Origin of the sequence: Pseudomonas sp. R43(2017) (assembly GCF_002112345.1) — a bacterium.
In the GTDB taxonomy this organism is placed as follows: domain Bacteria; phylum Pseudomonadota; class Gammaproteobacteria; order Pseudomonadales; family Pseudomonadaceae; genus Aquipseudomonas; species Aquipseudomonas kribbensis.
In genome coordinates this window covers 423,420-441,772 of sequence record NZ_NEHJ01000004.1, presented here as the reverse complement: position 1 = coordinate 441,772, position 18,353 = coordinate 423,420, and the positions used below count along the sequence as shown (strand labels likewise).

Annotated in this window: 8 protein-coding genes; all 8 read left to right on the top strand. The window is 60.3% G+C overall.

Translation table 11 applies throughout. The annotated features are described in order from the left end of the window. Positions 1-40 precede the first annotated feature (40 nt). The 8 genes from CAG02_RS13965 to CAG02_RS13930 all read left to right on the top strand — a co-directional run bounded on the left by CAG02_RS13965 (position 41) and on the right by CAG02_RS13930 (position 18,211). Complete coding sequence (locus CAG02_RS13965; protein WP_085709587.1) at positions 41-4,501, top strand: SpvB/TcaC N-terminal domain-containing protein; 4,461 nt, start codon at positions 41-43, stop codon at positions 4,499-4,501. Further along, a complete protein-coding gene (locus tag CAG02_RS13960; protein ID WP_170931597.1) occupies positions 4,501-7,314 on the top strand; it encodes an RHS repeat-associated core domain-containing protein in 2,814 nt (937 codons plus the stop codon). Before CAG02_RS13965 ends, CAG02_RS13960 begins: the two co-directional genes overlap by 1 nt. Before the next feature lie 39 nt (positions 7,315-7,353). Beyond that, positions 7,354-10,092, top strand: coding sequence for an RHS repeat-associated core domain-containing protein (locus tag CAG02_RS13955; RefSeq protein ID WP_085709586.1), 2,739 nt, complete (start codon positions 7,354-7,356; stop codon positions 10,090-10,092). Between the two features lie 30 nt (positions 10,093-10,122). Continuing rightward, a complete protein-coding gene (locus CAG02_RS13950; protein WP_085709585.1) occupies positions 10,123-11,454 on the top strand; it encodes an RHS repeat-associated core domain-containing protein in 1,332 nt (443 codons plus the stop codon). 23 nt (positions 11,455-11,477) lie between these two features. Then, positions 11,478-12,098, top strand: coding sequence for a hypothetical protein (locus tag CAG02_RS13945; protein WP_085709584.1), 621 nt, complete (start codon positions 11,478-11,480; stop codon positions 12,096-12,098). A 95-nt stretch (positions 12,099-12,193) separates the two neighbouring features. Further along, on the top strand, positions 12,194-13,954 hold the full coding sequence (locus CAG02_RS13940; RefSeq protein ID WP_085709583.1) for an ATP-binding protein: 1,761 nt from the start codon (positions 12,194-12,196) through the stop codon (positions 13,952-13,954). Beyond that, positions 13,954-15,282 (top strand): sigma-54 dependent transcriptional regulator, encoded by a 1,329-nt coding sequence (locus CAG02_RS13935; RefSeq protein WP_085709582.1) that lies wholly within the window; start codon positions 13,954-13,956, stop codon positions 15,280-15,282. The genes CAG02_RS13940 and CAG02_RS13935 overlap by 1 nt, the downstream gene beginning before the upstream one ends. 121 nt (positions 15,283-15,403) lie before the next feature. Next, positions 15,404-18,211 carry an RHS repeat domain-containing protein gene (locus tag CAG02_RS13930; protein ID WP_085709581.1) on the top strand — a complete coding sequence of 936 codons (2,808 nt, stop codon included), beginning with the start codon at positions 15,404-15,406 and terminating at the stop codon, positions 18,209-18,211. Positions 18,212-18,353 lie beyond the last annotated feature (142 nt).

The following is an 18,353-nucleotide window of genomic DNA, read 5'->3' as shown; positions in this document are numbered from 1 at the left end:
CTGCTAGCGTGACACCTCGACATATTCAGGTTGCGACGCCATGACCCCGGATGCTGATGCGCTCGTCACTCCTCCCTCCATTGCCAGGACTGCGTCCATTGCAACGAATGGGCGTAGTTGGGGGGAGATCGGTGCGACCGGGCAGCGCTCTTACACCCTGCCCCTCCCGATCCTGAACGCGCGCACGCTCAATCCCGAATTGCAGCTGGTCTATGACGGCAATGCGGGCAACGGCAAATGCGGGCTCGGCTGGGACCTGCCACTGTCCGCCATTTCGCGCAAAACCAGCAAGGGTGTGCCGAAATACGAAACCGTCGATGTCATGCAGGCGGATGGCACCGACCTGCGGCCCGAGCTGACGGCCCGCGGTAAGGTCAAGACCAGAAAGCGTACACGCGGTAAAGGCAGGAACGCCAAAACCTATTCCGTGGTGCTCTACATTCCGCGCCTGGAAACGACCTTCACCCGCTACGAACTTTGGACCCCTACCGGTGGCGGTCTCCCGTTCTGGATGGTCTTCGGCGCCGATGGCACGCAGTATTGCTATGGCAACACCCAGAATTCCTGCATCCATGATCCGCTAGACCCGACGCATGTCGCTGTGTGGTTGCTGAGGGAAGTCAGGAACCCCGTGGGCGAAAACATCTTTTACCAGTACAAGACCGACGACAAAACCGCTGACGCCCGTTTTGACTACAGCGCCCAACGCTACTTGCGCCAGGTCTGTTATTGCAACAAAACCGCCAGTACCGATTTGTATTGCCTTGATCACGCGCAACCCGAATTACTCGACTGGCTGTTCCGACTGATCGTTGACTACGGCGAACGCGTCACCGGATATGACGATGTTCCACCGTATGCCGCCAACGAGGATGGCTGGACGGTGCGTTCCGACCCGTTTCGTATGCATCGTTTTGGTTTTGAAGTCGGCACCCGGCGCCTGTGCCGGCAGTTTCTGTTGTTCAACCACACCGGCCCCACTCCGGTGCTGCTCAATCGACTGCTGCTGGAGCACGAACCCACAGCGCACCGGTACAACCACCTGAAAGCCGCGCACTACATGAGTTACGACGCTACAGGTCGCGTCAAGCACCTGCCGCCCCTCGAATATTTTTATGAAGCGCTGCTACTCGACACCACCCCCAAACCCTTCCTGCAACTCGATCACATGCCCGGCCTCAACGACGGCCAGCCCTACCATTGCGTTGATCTTTACGGCGAAGGCGTGCCCGGTTTTCTCTGCCAGTACGACGGCGCCTGGTATTACCGCGAGCCCTTGCGCGGTACGCCGGGTTCGGACGAAATCGTCTACGGCCCCTGGACACTGCTGCCGCTGATTCCGAACGCCGACAGCGGCAAACCGGTGGTGCAGATTCTCACCGACCTCACCGGGGACGGACGCCCGGACTGGGTCGTCGCGCAACCCGGTGGCAGCGGGTATTACACACTCAACCCGGATGGCAACTGGTCGTTGTTCAAACCTTTCAACCAGTTTCCTGTGGAGTATTTCCATCAACTGGCGCGACTGGGTGATCTGAGCGGCGATGGTCTGGACTCCATGGCGTTGATCGGCCCGAAAAGCGTGCGGGTGTATGCCAATGTGCGGGAGAAAGGATTCGCACCCGGCAAGTATGTGCCGCATACCCCGGATCGTTTACCGCTGTTCAGCGACGCTCGTAGCGAACTGGTGTCATTCAGTGGCATGGGCGCCAGCGGAATGGAGCTGTGCCGGATTCGCCACGATGAAATCCGCTGCTGGGCCAGCCTCGGACATGGTCGGTTTGGAGAGGGTTTCAAACTGAGCGACCTGCCGTTCGACTATGGCGAATTCGATGCGGACCGGGTGCGCATCGCCGATCTGGACGGCTCTGGCGCCCCGGCCTTCATTTACCTGTCTTCGGATTACTTCGAAATCTGGTTCAACCAGGGTGGCAATGGCCTGGCCTCGACACCCGTGCGTGTCCCATGGCCCACCGACATTCGCTACGACAACCGCTGCCAGGTGACCTTCGCCGACCTGCGAGGCCAGGGCTGCGCCAGCCTGCTGTTCACCAAACCCCACATGAAACCGCAGCACTGGGTGTATCACTTCGTCAGGGAACGGCCGTACCTGCTCACCGGCTGCAACAACAACATGGGCTACGGCGCAACCCTGACACATCGCAGCAGTGCGCAGTTCTGGCTGGATGAGAAACGTCTGGAACTGATGGCGCGCCGGCGTCCGGTCTGCCTTCTGCCCTTTCCCCAGATGTTGCTTCACTGGTTGCGCCAGGACGATGAAATCACTGGCAACTACCTGATGCAGTTCTACGAGTATTTCAAGGGCTATTACGACGGTTACTTTCGTGAGTTTCGCGGTTTCGGCAAAGTCTGCCAGACCGACAGTGAACTGGAGCCGGACAAGGCTGAAAGCGGCCATACGGCGCCGATGCGGACGACTCACTGGTTTCATACCGGTCAAAGCATCGACCCTGTCTTGCAAGACATCTGCGAACTCGACGATGAAAACCCGCCGCTGGGGCCAACGGTTATTTCAACGTTCGATACCAAAGGCCGAAAGGAGCGTGTTCGCACGCGGCACAAAGCCGACGACAATCGCGAAATTGCCTACGCCCTGGCTGGTCGCCCGTTGCGCAGCGAGGTGTCTCAGGCGGACGACCCCACCCCGGCGCGCCTGTTTTCCCTGAGCGAATTTCGCTATCGGGTGCGGGTCGTCAATGACAATCCGTCCAGCCTGCTGGTGCTCGAACTGGAAACCCGTAGCCATCAATACGAACGTTTCATGGACGACCCGAACTGCCAGCATGCAGTCAATCTTGCATTCGACGAGTACGGCCTCCTGACTCACGGATTGACTGTCGCCTGTGCTCGCCGTCGCTCCGAGACGGACAAACCACCCTTCGATCGAGAAGACCAGCTTCGGGCCTGGGTGGACAGTCACGATGAGCAGCAACAGTACTTTTATCTGACGGAATCAATCGCCGCCTTCATTCACCTGACCACTGACGGCCACTGGCTGCTCGGCTTGCCCTGGCGCCAGCGCAGCAACGCAATGAAGCTGCCCAAGGGCGCACTACCGGACGGGCTGCGAGCGGCGGACATCAGTTTCGAAAATTTCGACCGGAATAAAGACAGCGCCGAGTGGACAGCCGCACGGGAGCTGACCTCACTCTTGCAACACTCGTATCGGGAGTCCGGCGGCAAGATGCAGTACCCGCCGCAGGCCGGGCCGACCGAGCAAGCCGTGTTCGACAAAAAGGCCCTTGAGGCCTACGACGACGTCCCGATAGTCATCCGGGAAGAGCTGACAAAGATCGGCTACTCGCCCATGAAGCTGTTCTTTCCGGACGATCCTGCACAGGATCTGCTGCAAAACCTGTGGTCAGCGCAAAGCGGCTTTTTCACCTACGCCGATGCCAGCGGTTTTCATCACGTCACCGAGGTGCGACAGACCGCCAGCCATGGTGTAACGCACATCACTTGGGATGCAGACCATCTGCTGACCATTGCCATCACCCTGCCGGACGGCTGTCTGACGTCAGTGATCTACGACATGCACACCTTGCAACCACTGAGCGTCACAGACCCCAACGAGAACATACAGGAAGTTCTTTACGACGCAGGCGGCCAGCCCTTGGTGCATAGTTTTCATGGCACCGAAGAAGGATTGCCGGCCGGGTTCGCGCCGTTGTCCGCCTACCCGCCGCAGGCTGATCTGAGCGTCGATTACGCCCTGGCCAATGCGAAAGCCGTACTGGCTTCCGTCGCCAGCGCAGTGCGCACCGAGCTGTTCAGCTGGATGCCCGCACTCCCGCGCCAAACCCTGTCGCGCGAAAGAAAGGATTGGATCGCCAACGGCCTGATCCTGCCCGACGGCCGCATTCGCGCTTCGGCGCTGCGCTGGCTGAACCGGCGCAAAAAACGCACGGCCAGCGAACAGGCCCTGCTCAGGATCATTCACACCGCCCTCAGGCAACCGGTGCACAGCCTGAGCCTGGTTGCCGACCGCTATCACACCGACCCGCTGCAACAGATTCAGATGACGATCAGCTACGTCGACGGTTTTGGCCGCGAGTTGCAAAGCAAACAGCTCGTCCCGCCGGGCGATGCCTTTGTCGCCACGGCCGAGGACGGCTTGGCGACGGGGGCCGATGGCAAGCCTATTGAACTGCCAGCCCTTCAGCGCTGGCGGGTGCAGAGTCGCGTGGAATACAACCACAAGGGCGAACCCATCCGGGTTTACCGGCCCTATTTCCTCAACAGTCATCGCTGCATCAATGACAGCGCCATGCGCAAGCACGGCTACCACGACCAGATGTTCTACGACGCACTGGGGCGACCGATCCAGACGATCAACGCGCTCGGCCATCTGGCGTTCGACGTTCTGCATCCGTGGTTCAAGCTCAGTTATGACTTCAATGACACTGACGACACACCGCCGTCGAAACCCGCGAAGGTCCCATTGAGGCAAGCAGTCAGAAGGTTGAAAAAGGCTAAATGATGAGTGCCAATGTGCATGGGAACACACCCGCCCTGCAGGCTCATGATCCGCGCGTACTCGGGATCCGGCAGGTGGCCTATCTGCGCAATGTGGCAGGTGAGGATGTTCAGACGCTCGTCACCCGCAGGCTCCATGACGTCGCTGGGCGGGCCGTGGCGCAACAGGATCCGCGCCTGTCCACGGTGAACACAACCAGCCTTTTTACGCTGGATGGTCAGGTCGTGAAGTTTGCCAGCGTCGATGCCGGCGTGAACGTCACGTTGCCGGGGCCGGCCGGTGAAACCCTGCAATCCTGGGACGCTAACGGCAACCACCGACGCAGCCATCACGACCTTCAACTGCGCCTTTTGACCCTTGAAGAGAACGGTGTGCCGGACGTCGAAACCCGGCTATATGCCGCCTCGTCAGCCGACCCTGGTCACAACCTGCGCGGGCAGATGATCAAGCTGACCGACCCGTCCGGCAGTGTCGAATTTCACAGTTTCGCTCTCACAGGCCCCGCTCGACAGGAAACCCGCACCTTTCACGATGGCGTGGCGCTGACCAGCCACAATTTGTTCAGCCCGCTGGGCATGCTTGTCGAACATACCGATGCCGCCGGGCACCGGCAGCAGTCCAGGTTCGATGTGGCAGGTCAGCTCGTACAAGCGCTGCTCAGGCTGAAGGGCCAACCCGACTGGCAACCGGTACTGCAAGGTGCACAATTCGATGCCGCCGGACGGGTCATCGAACACCAGGCCGGCAATGGCGTGATCAGCCATTCGCACTATCGCGCCGCCGACGGTTTCCTGCTGCGTAGCTACGCACAAAAGGGGTCAGGGCCGGCGCTTCAGGATTTCGAATATGAATACGATCCGATGGGCAATATCACGACCATCGTCGATCACACCTTCACGCCGCGTTTTTTCGCCAACCAGCGGCTCGACGGCCGTCGCCTGTTCGCCTATGACTCACTCTACCGACTGCACAGCGCGACCGGATACAGCGACAAGCCCCCGGTAGACAACCCAGGCCTCCCCCAACCGTCCGACCCCGCCGATCGGCGCAATTACACGGAAACCTATGAGTACGACAAGGGCAACAACCTGATCAGAACCATTCATGCACGCGACGGCGCCAGTCACACCAACGAGGTGTTCATAGATCCACTCAGCAACCGGGGTTTGCGCTGGAAGCCCGGAGATCCGCTGCCAGACTTCAGCACTCGGTTCGACAGAGCTGGCAACCTGCTGGCCCTGCAGCCTGGCCAGCCGATGCAATGGAACACTCGCAATCAACTGGCGTCGTTAATCCTGGTAGACCGCAACGGCAGTGGCCCTAATGACGAAGTGCATTACCGTTACAGTCAGGGCAAGCGGGTCTACAAACGCCACGACAGCCACACAGCGGCCATCGATCACTTCCATGAGGTGCGCTATCTGCCGGGGTTGGAGATTCGCACCCGAGACAATGGCGAAGAATTACATCTGATCTCCCTCGTCATCGGCATCGAAAACGTGGTTTGCCTGCACTGGGTCAGCGGCAAACCGCCGAACATGCCGGCCGATCAAATGCGCTACACCCTCAGTGATCATTTGCAGTCCGTATCCATGGAACTCGATCAGCAGGCGCAGGTGATCAGTCATGAAGGTTACTTGCCCTTCGGCACCACCGCCTGGATGGTGGCGCCATCACAGATCGAGGTGGGCTACCGCTTCATCCGCTACTCGGGCAAGGAAATGGATATCGGCGGGCTGTACTACTACGGTGCGCGTTACTACGCCCCTTGGCTGGGCCGCTGGATCGCCGCCGATCCGGCGGGCGATGTGGACGGGCTGAATCTTTACGCATTTGTCGGCAACAACCCGCTGATCTATGTCGATGACACGGGTCACGAAGGTGTGGTGTTTTCCGTGTTCAAGTACATGTTCGGGTTCTTGAACATATCGAAACAAGCGTCAGGAGAGCTCAGGGGAATGGCAGCAGCTTTCAGAGATATGGTGCCTGAGTATCCGCAAGATGGCGGTGGAGGTGGAGGTGGAGGTGGAGGTGGCGGTGGAGGTGGCGGTGGAGGTGCCCCTCCTCCAAGGCCGATCCCAGGTGGTCGAACGGGTGTAGACGACGCCCCTCCCGACAGACCGGTGCCAGAAGGTTTTAGCCGATATCTTGCTTTCAAGGCACAGATTGAAAACCTAACGCTCGGCGAGTATCTGCGTTCTTCGTCCGGTCGGGCCGCCAGGACCGTCGGAGTGAAGATTGGCGCCAAAACAGGCGGACTGCTGGGTGGTTTTCTCGGTGGAATTGCGGGCGGTTTACTCGCTGGCCCGCTGGGCATCATCGTGGGTGCCGCGATCGGTAGTGCGCTTTTCGCAACCCTGGGTGGGGCGATCGGCTATGCCGTGACGCCTCGCATCATGCTCTGGTACATGAAGAAAAACATAAACAAGGGGAAAGCCAGAGAGGACATTCTGGAGTCCATGAATAATCTGGCCGCCCATATCGACATGCTCAACATGGTAAGTGAAAACTTTACTGATCCGCAGGATCTGCCTTCAGAACAACTACCTGGTGGCTCCAGAGGTAATACGGGCAGCCCCTTTTCGAACGCCGAGATGGAGCGCCTGCTTGGACAAGTCGGACAACTCCCGACCGAGCAACAGGTGTCGTTTGCAGCAGTGGTGAATTACCGGGCATTGGTGCAGGGCATTTCAAGAGGTGCTGCCCCTCGAACGATAGAGGTGAGCGATACACACCGCGCGGAAAGTCCGACGCCAAAACCGGGAAACTTGGGAACCGTCAGGCTTCAGCGCAGGAGTTCCGAAACCTTCGTCTGACCCCGTTGCATCCTGTAAACCCATAAAACGGATCAAGCCATGACCGCCAGCGTGCACCATCTCACACCGACGCTATCGGTAATCGGCCCTCGCGGCGAAGCCGTCAGACAAGTCGAGTACCTGCGCACAGTGGCCGGCGAGCAAGTGCGAGCGCTCATCAACCGATTGCAATATGACGTTGTCGGCCATCTGGTTGCACAGCAGGATCCGCGCTTGCCCACGCCCAACACAACAACCGTGTTCAGGTTAGATGGCATGGCGGTCAAGACCCGGAACGTCGACGGTGGCGAAGACACGGTACTGCCCGGACTCGGCGGCGAGCTTTTGCAGAATTGGGATGCGAACGGCAATCACCGGGAGATGAGCTACGACCCGCAACTGCGTCTGCGCAGCGTCACAGAAAACGGGGTAATCGGCTTCGAAACGTTCAGCCATGAAACGGCTTCGGCCGATCCGACGCACAACCTGCGCGGACAAATGACAGCGCTGAGCGATCCATCGGGTACGGTGCAATTCAACAGCTTCAACATGCGTGGCCAGTCAACGGCAGAAGTCCGCACCTTCGAGGATGGCAAGATCTGCACCGGCCGTCAGCGTTTCAGCGCCATCGGTGTACTGCTGCAAACCACCGACGCCGGCGGGCATGTCCAACAATCAACCTTCGACATCGCCGGGCAGCTTGCTCAGGTGCACCTGCAGCTCAGCGGGCAAAGTGTCCAGCCGATCCTGAACGGCGCGGATTACAACGCTGCCGGCCGGATCACCGAACAACGGCTCGGCAACGGTGTGACCAGCCACTGGCATTACCGCGAGGCCGACGGCCGTCTGCTTCGACAATATGCGCAAAAGGCTTCGGAGCCGGCGGTTCAGGATTTCGAGTATGAATACGACTTGGTGGGCAACACCATCTGCATTGTCGATCACACCTACACACCGACGTTTTTCCGCAACCAGCGGGTCGACGGTGAGCGCACATTTGGCTATGACTCGGTGTACCGCCTGACCCGCGCTACCGGTTACAGCGACGCCCCGCCCGCGGACAACCCCGGGCGGCCGCAACCCACCGATCCCAATGACCGACGCAACTATGTCGAGTCATTCGAATACGACGACGGCAACAACCTGAAAAAACTGACCCACGTGCGCGACGGCAACACCCACACCCGCGAGATGTTCATCGACCCTGACAGCAATCGTGGTGTGCGCTGGAGAGCGAGGAACCCGGCACCTGACTTCAGCGCCCTGTTCGACCGCGCCGGTAACCTGCTGGCCCTGCAACCCGGCCAGCCAATGCACTGGAACAGCCGCCATCAGCTGGAGTCGCTGATCCTCGCGGAGCACGCCAGCGGTCCGCCCGATCAGGAGCTGTATCACTACAGCCAGGGTGCAAGGGCCTTTAAACGTCACGAAACCCACACAAGCACCGTCAACCATATTGCTGAAGTGCATTACGTGGGGAGTCTGGAAATCCGCACCCGAAGCAGCGGAGAAGAATTGCACAGGATCACCGTCGCCACCGGCATCGGCGAGGTGACGTGTCTGCACTGGGTCACCGGAAAACCGCCTGGTATCGATGCCGATCGGTTGTGTTATTCCCATTCCGACCATCTGGGATCGAGCGTTACGGAGATTGATCAAAGGGCGCAGGTGATCAGCCGCGAAAGCTACTACGCCTTCGGCGCAACCTCGTCGATGGCGGCCCGCTCGCAGATCGAAGCGGACTACAAGTTCACCCGCTATTCGGGCAAGGAAATGGATGTCACCGGGCTTTATTACTACGGAGCACGGTATTACGCGCCGTGGTTGTGTCGCTGGGTCAGCGCCGACCCGAGCGGCGATGCGGATGGAACGAATCGGTATGCGTTCGTCGGCAACAACCCGATTTTCTATGTGGACGACACCGGCAACACGAAAAACGAAGCCGGCGCATCCGGAAGCACCGGCGACACCGGCGACGGCAAAAAAACCGCAGGTTATAAGCTGAAAAGATGGGCTGGCCACATTAAAAAAGCTGAAACAGCCGCAGGACAGATGCAAAACATCGCATCCGATTTTGAGAAGCTGGTTCCTGAAGACGCCGATATCGAGCAGGTTCGCAAAGACCTCACGTTTGGAAAATTCATCAGGTCCAAGTACGGCAGGGCTTCCATGCGAAAAGGCCTGGCTGTTGGCGCTACTGCGGGAAGCGCTGGCGCCGGCGTTTACATCGCAGCTACCGCTTTAACTGCCCCCCCCGCCGTCGCCGTCGCCCCCATAATCTTGGCTGTCTCGCCGATTGTCGGCATGGTTGCCGTACCGGTGATAACTTACAAGCACTTGAAGAAAGGGCTGAATAGGGCGGACATGCTGCGCAGAGCCGAAGCCGCCAACGATTCCATCGCCCTCTTTGGGGAGGTCGCGGGCGCCGTTGGAAATGCCCTTGGCGCCGCTGGTGACCTATACGATCAACTGAATCCAGAAGCGGATAAAAGCCCGGAAACGAAAATGACGCCCGAGGCCGCTCCCGCTACCTATGTGGAAACCTTGCAGGAATTGTTCTATGAGCAAATGAAGACACTCACTCCTCTGCAGCAGGCGGAAGTTGGCAAATTGGTCCCAGGCGAAGGCGTCCCGTACTTCGAGGCATTGAGTCAAGTGCTGAAGGCCGCCAACGAACCGTCCTCTTCGACCCGGCCGACGCCGGAGGTCAGCGACCCTCCACAGGAAAAACCAACACCTATGCCTATGGTAAACAAGCCTCAACTCGCTCGGCGCAGGCTTTTAGCAACGGGCCTTTGAATTTGATGAACACAGCAGAGGCCAAGGACGATGCCCCCATCTCTCCATGACCGCACACCTTCGCTGTCAGCTTATGACAGCCAGGGCCTGGTGATTCGTCAGGTGGCCTATCTGCGCTCGGTTGCCGGCGCAACCGCCGAGGCATTGATCACGCGCCAGCAACGCGATGCGCCAGGGCGCGTGGTGAAACAGTGGGACCCGCGTCTTGCCAGCCCTACCATCACCAGCGTTTTCAGTCTGATCGCAGAAGTGCTTGAAACCGACAGTGTGGACGCCGGACTGGATAACGAGACCTACGTCTATGCCGATGCCTCGGCCGACGCTGGCTACAACCGGCGCGGGCAAATGGTCGCAATCAATGATCCATCGGGCAGCGTCAAACTGCACTCTTTTGCCCTGACAGGCGCGGCGCTGCAGGAAAGCCGCACTTCTCACGATGGATTGTCCTTTTCCAGCCAGCAGAATCTCAGCCCCCTTGGCGCTCAGATACCGGTTTTTCCCATCGAGTTCGACGCGGCGGGCAACCAGCTGGCGCTACCGTTTGGTCCACTGAAGTGGAACAGTCGTAATCAACTGGACTCCGTGACCCTGGCCAGACATCCCACCGGACCACACGATACGGAGCAGTATCGTTACAGCCAGGATGTGCGCGTGCACAAAAGACTGGAGACCCACACTCCGTCAGTCAGCCATTTTCGGGACGTCCGCTACTTGCCCGATCTGGAGATCCGCACCAGAGACAACGGCGAAGAACTGCACGTCATCAAGCTGGACACTGGCGCAGGCCACGTGACATGTCTCCACTGGGTGAAGGGAAAACCCACGGGCATCGATCAGAGTCAAATGCGCTATATCCTCAAGGATCACCTGGGGTCGTCCCTGAAAGAAGTGGACCAACTGGCGCGATTGATCAGTGAGGAGACCTACTACCCGTTCGGCAGCACCTCGACACTGGCAGCCCGGTCACTGATCGAAGTGGACTACAAGTTCATCCGCTACAGCGGCAAGGAAACCGATGAAAGCGGCCTGGTCTATTACGGGCAACGCTATTACGCCCCATGGCTGCAACGCTGGACCCAGCCGGACAAGGCGGGAACCGTGGACGGATTGAACCTGTACCGGATGACGGCGAACAACCCGATCAACTTCATTGACGAGCAAGGGATGATGATGCAACCGGCGCCGGCCACGTCAGCCCAGGTCTCCATCAGCGTAGGCGGATCGACGTCGTCCTCCCCTCGCAGTTCGATCGCCGACAGCGTGGCGCAATCCACCGGTACTACCGCGCTGGTGGATGACCCGGCAAGCTGCCGCCCAAGCCCGAACAATCCTGGGGCGAATGGGGCAAGCAAGCGGCGCTGACGGTGGTCAATTCAAGAGTCGGATTGGCATTGCTGCCCGTCGGGACTTCGTCTCCGGCCAACGCAGCTTTCGTTACCCTTTTATCCAGCGCCGCCGGCTCGCTCATTTTGTACGCCACGCAGTTCAACCCGGGCTGGTCCCCGTTCAACACCTGGGACCCTGAAGGGGGCGACGGCATACCACCCGTGGATGTCACGCAAGATGTCAACCGGCACTTCGCACTGACCACGCTGGGTATCACCACGGCAGGAACCCTGGCGGGCATGGTATTGGGTCCGATCGTAGGGGGCTACGTCGACGAGTTGAGAGGCACCAAGGACAAGGCGGACAAGAAGGCTCAGGCAGGAAAATGGCTGGAGACGGTCGACAGGCTCGTCGCTGAACAGAGCCTTAAGAAGGAGGTGTCAATGAAAGCCGTGCAATCGCTGCGTCAGCAAGTACTGGACGCGGAAGAGTTGGTCGGAATTTCCTGGCAAAGCATGACAATCCTCGAAAAGATCACCCGCCTGCGGCCGCAAGCCCCAAGTGAAAGCAACACATCGTCACGTCGCAGTTCAGAGAACTCTCGAGGTTCCGCCGGGAGTGTATTTCATAGAGCCAGAACAACTCGCAGGGCTGTGCGCAAACCCTACGCGCTCCGCTGACAGCGCGAGCCGGGCAGAACTTTTGCCCCTCTTGTCAGTTCGGGCCGACACCATGCTATGGTGCCGGCCCGACTTCCTACCTCTATGCGCCCAGCATGCTGCCGACTTCCCGTACCCTGCGTCTGTCGTTGTATACCCTGCTGATCCTCGCCGGCGCCGCCCTCGCCGCGACGCTTGCGATCCGTCACGCCGAACGCCAGGCATTGGAGGAGGATGCGGCGCGGGCCAACCAGCAACTGGCGCTGTACGCCAACTCGCTGCACACCCTGATCGACCGCTACCGCGCCCTGCCCGCCGTGCTGGCGCTGGACCCGCAATTGCGTGCGGCGCTGGCCGGCCCGGTCGACGCCGAACAGCAGGCTGCGCTGAATCTGAAACTGGAAAAGATCAACGGCGCGGCGCAGTCCTCGACGCTGGAGCTGCTCGATCACACCGGTCTTGCGGTGGCGGCCAGCAACTGGCGTCTGCCAAGCAGTTACGTCGGCCACAACTACGGCTTTCGCCCCTATTTCAGTCAGACCCGCACCCAAGGCACCGGGCGTTTCTACGCGGTCGGGGTGACCAGCGGGATTCCCGGGTATTTCCTGTCCAGCGCGGTGCTCGGTGACAACGGCGAGTTCCTCGGGGCGATGGTGGTCAAGCTGGAATTCCCGGAGCTTGAGCGCGAATGGAGCCACGGCAACGACACCCTGCTGGTCAGCGATGCCCGGGGCATCGTCTTCATCGCCAACCAGCCCGAGTGGCGCTATCGCCTGCTACACCCGCTGACCCCGGCCGATTACCGGGAGATCAAGGCCACCCGTCAATACGACAAACAGTCGCTGGTGCCGCTGACTCATCTGTCCCTGCGCCGCTTCGATGACAACAGCGACCTGCGCCGTGTCGAGGCTCCGCAAGGCACGGCGGATTACCTGTGGGAGTCCCTGCCGCTGACCGCCGAAGGCTGGACCCTGCACCTGCTGCGTCGCCCGCAACTGTCCTTCGAAGACCAGCGCAATGCCGGGCTCGCCGCGGCCGGGGTGTGGCTGGCGCTGGTGTTCCTGTTGTTGTTCCTCAACCAGCGCTGGCGTCTGGCGAAGATGCGCCAGCGCAGCCGCGAAGAGCTTGAGCAACTGGTCGAGGAACGCACCCGGGATTTGCGTACCGCCCAGGATGGTCTGGTGCAATCGGCAAAACTCGCGGCACTCGGGCAGATGTCCGCCGCGCTGGCCCACGAAATCAATCAGCCGCTGACCGCCCAGCGCATGCAGCTTGCAACTCTGAGGCTGCTGCTCGATCACGGCCGGGTCGATGACGCCTACAAGGCGCTCAAACCGGTGGATGAGATGCTCACGCGCATGGCGGCCCTCACCGGTCATTTGAAAACTTTCGCGCGCAAGAGCCCCAGCGGTTTGCGCGAGCGGCTGGACCTGGCGACGGTGGTCGATCAGGCCCTGCAATTGCTGGACGCGAGAATGCGCGACGAACAGGTCAGCCTTGTGTTGCATCTGACCCGTCCGGCCTGGGTGCGCGGCGATGCGATCCGTCTCGAACAGGTGTTGATCAACCTGCTGCGCAACGCCCTCGATGCGATGCAGGGCAAACCGTGCAAACGTCTGGAAATCCGTCTGGAAGCCGACGAGCAACTGTGGCGCCTGAGCGTCATCGACAACGGCGGCGGCATCGCCGAGGAACATCTGGGTCAGGTGTTCGATCCGTTCTTCACCACTAAACCGGTGGGTGACGGCCTCGGCCTCGGACTGGCAGTATCCTTCGCCATCGTCCACGAATCCGGCGGACGCCTGAGCGCCGAGAACGGCGACAACGGCGCGGTGTTCAGCCTGACCCTGCCAATCGATCTGGAGGCGCACCTCTGATGCTCAACCGCGTGATGGTGGTCGATGACGAAAGCAGCATTCGCAATGCGGTCGAGCAGTGGCTGAGCCTGTCCGGTTTCGAGGTGCAGCTGTTCAGCCGCGCCGAGGAATGCTTGGCGGCGCTGCCGAAGCATTTTGCCGGGGTGATTCTCAGCGATGTGCGCATGCCCGGCCTCAGCGGTCTTGAGCTGTTGGCCGAAGTACAGCGCCGGGATGCCGACCTTCCGGTGATCCTGCTCACCGGCCACGGCGATGTGCCGATGGCGGTCGAAGCGATGCGCGACGGCGCCTATGACTTTCTGGAAAAACCCTTCAGCCCCGAGACCCTGCTCGGCAGCCTGCGCCGGGCGCTGGACAAGCGTCGGCTGGTGCTGGAAAACCGCGCCCTGCACGAACAGGCCGACAACCGCGCCAGACTGGATGCGACGTTGCTCGGTGTGTCCCGTGGCTTGCAGACCCTGCGCCGACAGGTGCTGGATCTGGCGACGCTGCCGGTCAATGTGCTGATCCGTGGCGAAACCGGCAGCGGCAAGGAGCTGGTCGCCCGCTGCCTGCACGACTTCGGCCCGCGCGCCGACAAACCCTTCGTGGCGCTGAACTGCGCGGCGATCCCCGAGCAGTTGTTCGAAGCCGAGTTGTTCGGTCATGAGAGCGGCGCGTTCACCGGGGCTTCGGGCAAGCGCATCGGCAAGCTGGAATACGCCGATGGCGGCACGCTGTTTCTCGATGAAATCGAAAGCATGCCGCTGGCCCAGCAGGTGAAGCTGCTGCGGGTTTTGCAGGAGCAGAAGCTGGAGCGGCTGGGGTCGAACCAGAGCATTCGCGTGGACTTGCGGATCGTCGCGGCGACCAAACCCGATCTGCTGGATGAAGCGCGAGCCGGGCGTTTTCGCGAAGACCTGGCGTATCGCCTGAACGTCGCGGAGTTGCGATTACCACCGCTGCGGGATCGTCGGGAGGACATTCCGTTGCTGTTCGAATCCTTCGCCCAGAGCGCCGCCCAGCGCTTGGGCCGGACCTTCCCGCCGCTCAGTGGTGCGCAGTTGAGCCACCTGCTCAGTCACGACTGGCCGGGTAATGTGCGGGAACTGGCGAACGTCGCCGAACGGCAGGTGCTGGGACTGGATGAACCGGTGCAGGGCATCGATCCGGGCCGGTCACTGGCGGCGCAGCAGGAGGCGTTTGAGGCGCAGTGCCTGCGGGCCGCGTTGGCTCGGCATAAAGGCGATGTGAAAGCGATTCTTGAAGAGCTGCAACTGCCGCGCCGCACCTTCAATGAAAAGATGCAACGGCATGGGTTGAACCGGGAGATGTTCATCGATTCATAAGGTGAATCGGGCAAGCGCTTACTGTCAAACTTGTCAGGTCACAACCCTTCCCCGACCTGTTAGGGTGAGTTCATGGCGCCGCCCCCCGCATCGAGAGATGAATCATGGCCGAGTCGCGTTAATGAACGTCCGGGTCCATCACCGTACACCGTCCATGCTCGTGGGAGATAGCCGCGGCTTGTCGGTCAGGCAAGTGGACTATCTGCGCACGGTTGCCGGCGAAGCCGCCGAAGCCCTGGTCACCCGACAGGTGTTCGATAAGGCAGGACGGCTGGCAGAACAGCGCGATCCACGTATTTCGTCCCCCAACTTCACCGGCGATCACGACTTGAACGGTGAATCACTCAAGGTCGCCAGCGTCGACGCCGGCTGGCGCCTGACCCTGCCCGGGCTGGCCGGGGAAATTCTGCAGCGCTGGGACGAACGGGGCCATCACTGGCGCATGACCTACGACCCTCAACTGCGCCTGACGACCGCCAGGGAGAGCGCCCAACCGGATCCTGAAACCTTCACCTACGCCGACGCTTCATCCGATGCCGGTTTCAACCTGCGGGGGCAGTTGCTCGAACAGGTCGATCCATCGGGCAGTCTGGTGTTCGACAGTTTCGCACTGACCGGTGAAGCCCTTGGCGAAACCCGCACCTTCCACGACGGCAAAGCCTTCAGCAGTCATCGCACTTACAGCCCTTTGAGCGCCGTGCTGGAACAGACCGACGCCGGTGGGCATCGCCAGCAGTCTCGCTACGATCTGGCCGGGCAGCTCACGCAGGCGCAGTTGCAGCTCAAGGGACAAACCACTTGGCAAGCCGTGTTGCGTGACGCACAGTACGACGCCGCCGGGCAGATCATTGAACAGCAGGCCGGCAACGGCGTGACCCAGCACTGGGCCTATGACCCGGCCAGCCTGCGCCTGCAACGGCAATCGGCCCGGCTCGATCAGCAACCGCCGTTGCAGGATTTCGAGTACGAATACGACCCGGTGGGCAACATCACCCGTATCCTCGACAACCTCTTCACACCCAGACACTTCGCCAACCAGCGGGTCGACGGTCACCGCGAGTTCAGCTACGACTCGCTGTACCGCCTGCATACGGCCAGCGGCTACGACGATGCTGCACCATCGGACACCCCCGGTTTGCCACAACCGACCCACCCCGCCGACCGGCGCAACTACACCCAGACCTACACCTATGATCACGGCGGCAACCTGACCGAGCTGCGCCACGTGCGTGACGGCGCCAGTTACACCCGACGCCTGCGCATCGACCCGGCCAGCAACCGGGGCGTGCGCTGGAACGAGGGCGACCCCGAACCGGACTTCGCCAGCCTGTTCGACCGCCACGGCAATCTGCTGGCCGTGCAACCGGGTCAACCCCTGCAATGGAACTCTCGCGACGAACTGTCCCGGGCGACGCTGGTGCAACGCGACAGCGGCCCCGACGATGCTGAACAGTACCGCTACAGCGACAGCACACGGGTCTACAAACGCCTGGACACCGACGCCAACCGTCACTTTCAGGAAGTGCGCTACCTGCCGGGGCTGGAAATCCGCAGCAAGGACAACGGCGAAGAACTGCACATCGTCGTTCTGCCGACCGGCGTGCGCTGCCTGCACTGGGCCGCTGTCCCACCCTCGGGCATCAAACAGAACCAGTTGCGCTACACCCTCGAAGATCATCTGGGCTCGTGCCTGATGGAACTCGACCAACAGGCGGGGATGATTTCCCACGAAGGCTATTACCCGTTCGGCGCCACGGCGTGGATGGCCGCCCGTTCGCAGATTGAGGTGGACTACAAATTCGTCCGTTATTCGGGCAAGGAAATGGATGTCAGCGGCCTGTACTACTACGGCGCGCGTTATTACGCGCCGTGGTTGCAACGCTGGGTGAGCGCGGATCCGGCGGGGGATGTGGATGGGCTGAATCTGTATGGATTTGTGGGCAACAACCCTATGGTCCGGGTCGATGCCGACGGTCGAACCTGGCTCAGTTTCCCTGAGATAGAGACTGCAGAAGAGCGGGATCTGCGCAAAGCAACAAGTGCAAGAAACCGCGCTAGTCGGATCGCCCGAGGTGAGTTATCTCGGGGCATTGTCCGACATGCCCAAATTCTCGAAATTTCCCTACGACGCGCGCTGAATGCGCAACAACAGATTCTCAACCACCGCTCACCCAGCGAACACGCCTTATCGTCAGCGCGACGTACCGCGGTGCATCTGGTCGGACAAGGTCTGGCATTTGGCGCCGGAATTGCCGTCGGTGTCGGCGGACAAGCATTGGGAGGAGTTGCACCCGTAGTGGGCAATGCAACGGCTGTGGTATTGGGGTTCGTTGTCAAAAAAACCGTCGGTCTCGCCGTGGATTATGTGGCCGAGCACTCCGGTGCAAGCGCTTCAGTCAAACTCAAAGGAGGAAAACTCGCCCCTGAAAAAATCATTCGCAAGGCAGAATACAAGACACTCGACTTCAAGGAATACATACAACAGCGATACGCCCACATGAACCTTAGCAAACAAAAAAACGCCCTCAGGACCGGCAAGGAAGTCGTCAATACCGGCACAGGTATGATTCTCAAGGTAGTCGTACCGGATGCAGCCGGTGCCGCCAGTACGGCAGTTTCCGCCGCACTGGGGACTTTTGAAATCGTGCATGAAATTGCAGGAGCTGGCTCCAATCTTTCAGAAGAAAAAATCGCCAAGGCCTACAACAATATTTCAAAGCTGATCGACGCCCTGAACGAAAACATGACTCAGGTAAAGAGTCAGTTTGAAGCGGCAGGCGTCAACGCCATGCACACTTTCAGTTTCTTCGGCAACAACCCCGGCGATACCGTTGAGTCTCTGCAGACTGAAACGAACAGAGTCATCAACGAATTGCGCTTTACGCAGACCATGCTGCATTCACGGTCAAGCCGTTTTTCAAAAGTCTGAAGAGGCCAGACATGAAATCAGAGTGTGTGAGCGAATTTCCGCTCATCACCCAACCGCCATCGGCAAAAAACCGCTCAACTTTTCCCCCCACCCCCTCTAAACCGGCCCTCTCCCCGTTGGCACAGCTCCTGCTATAGCCCCC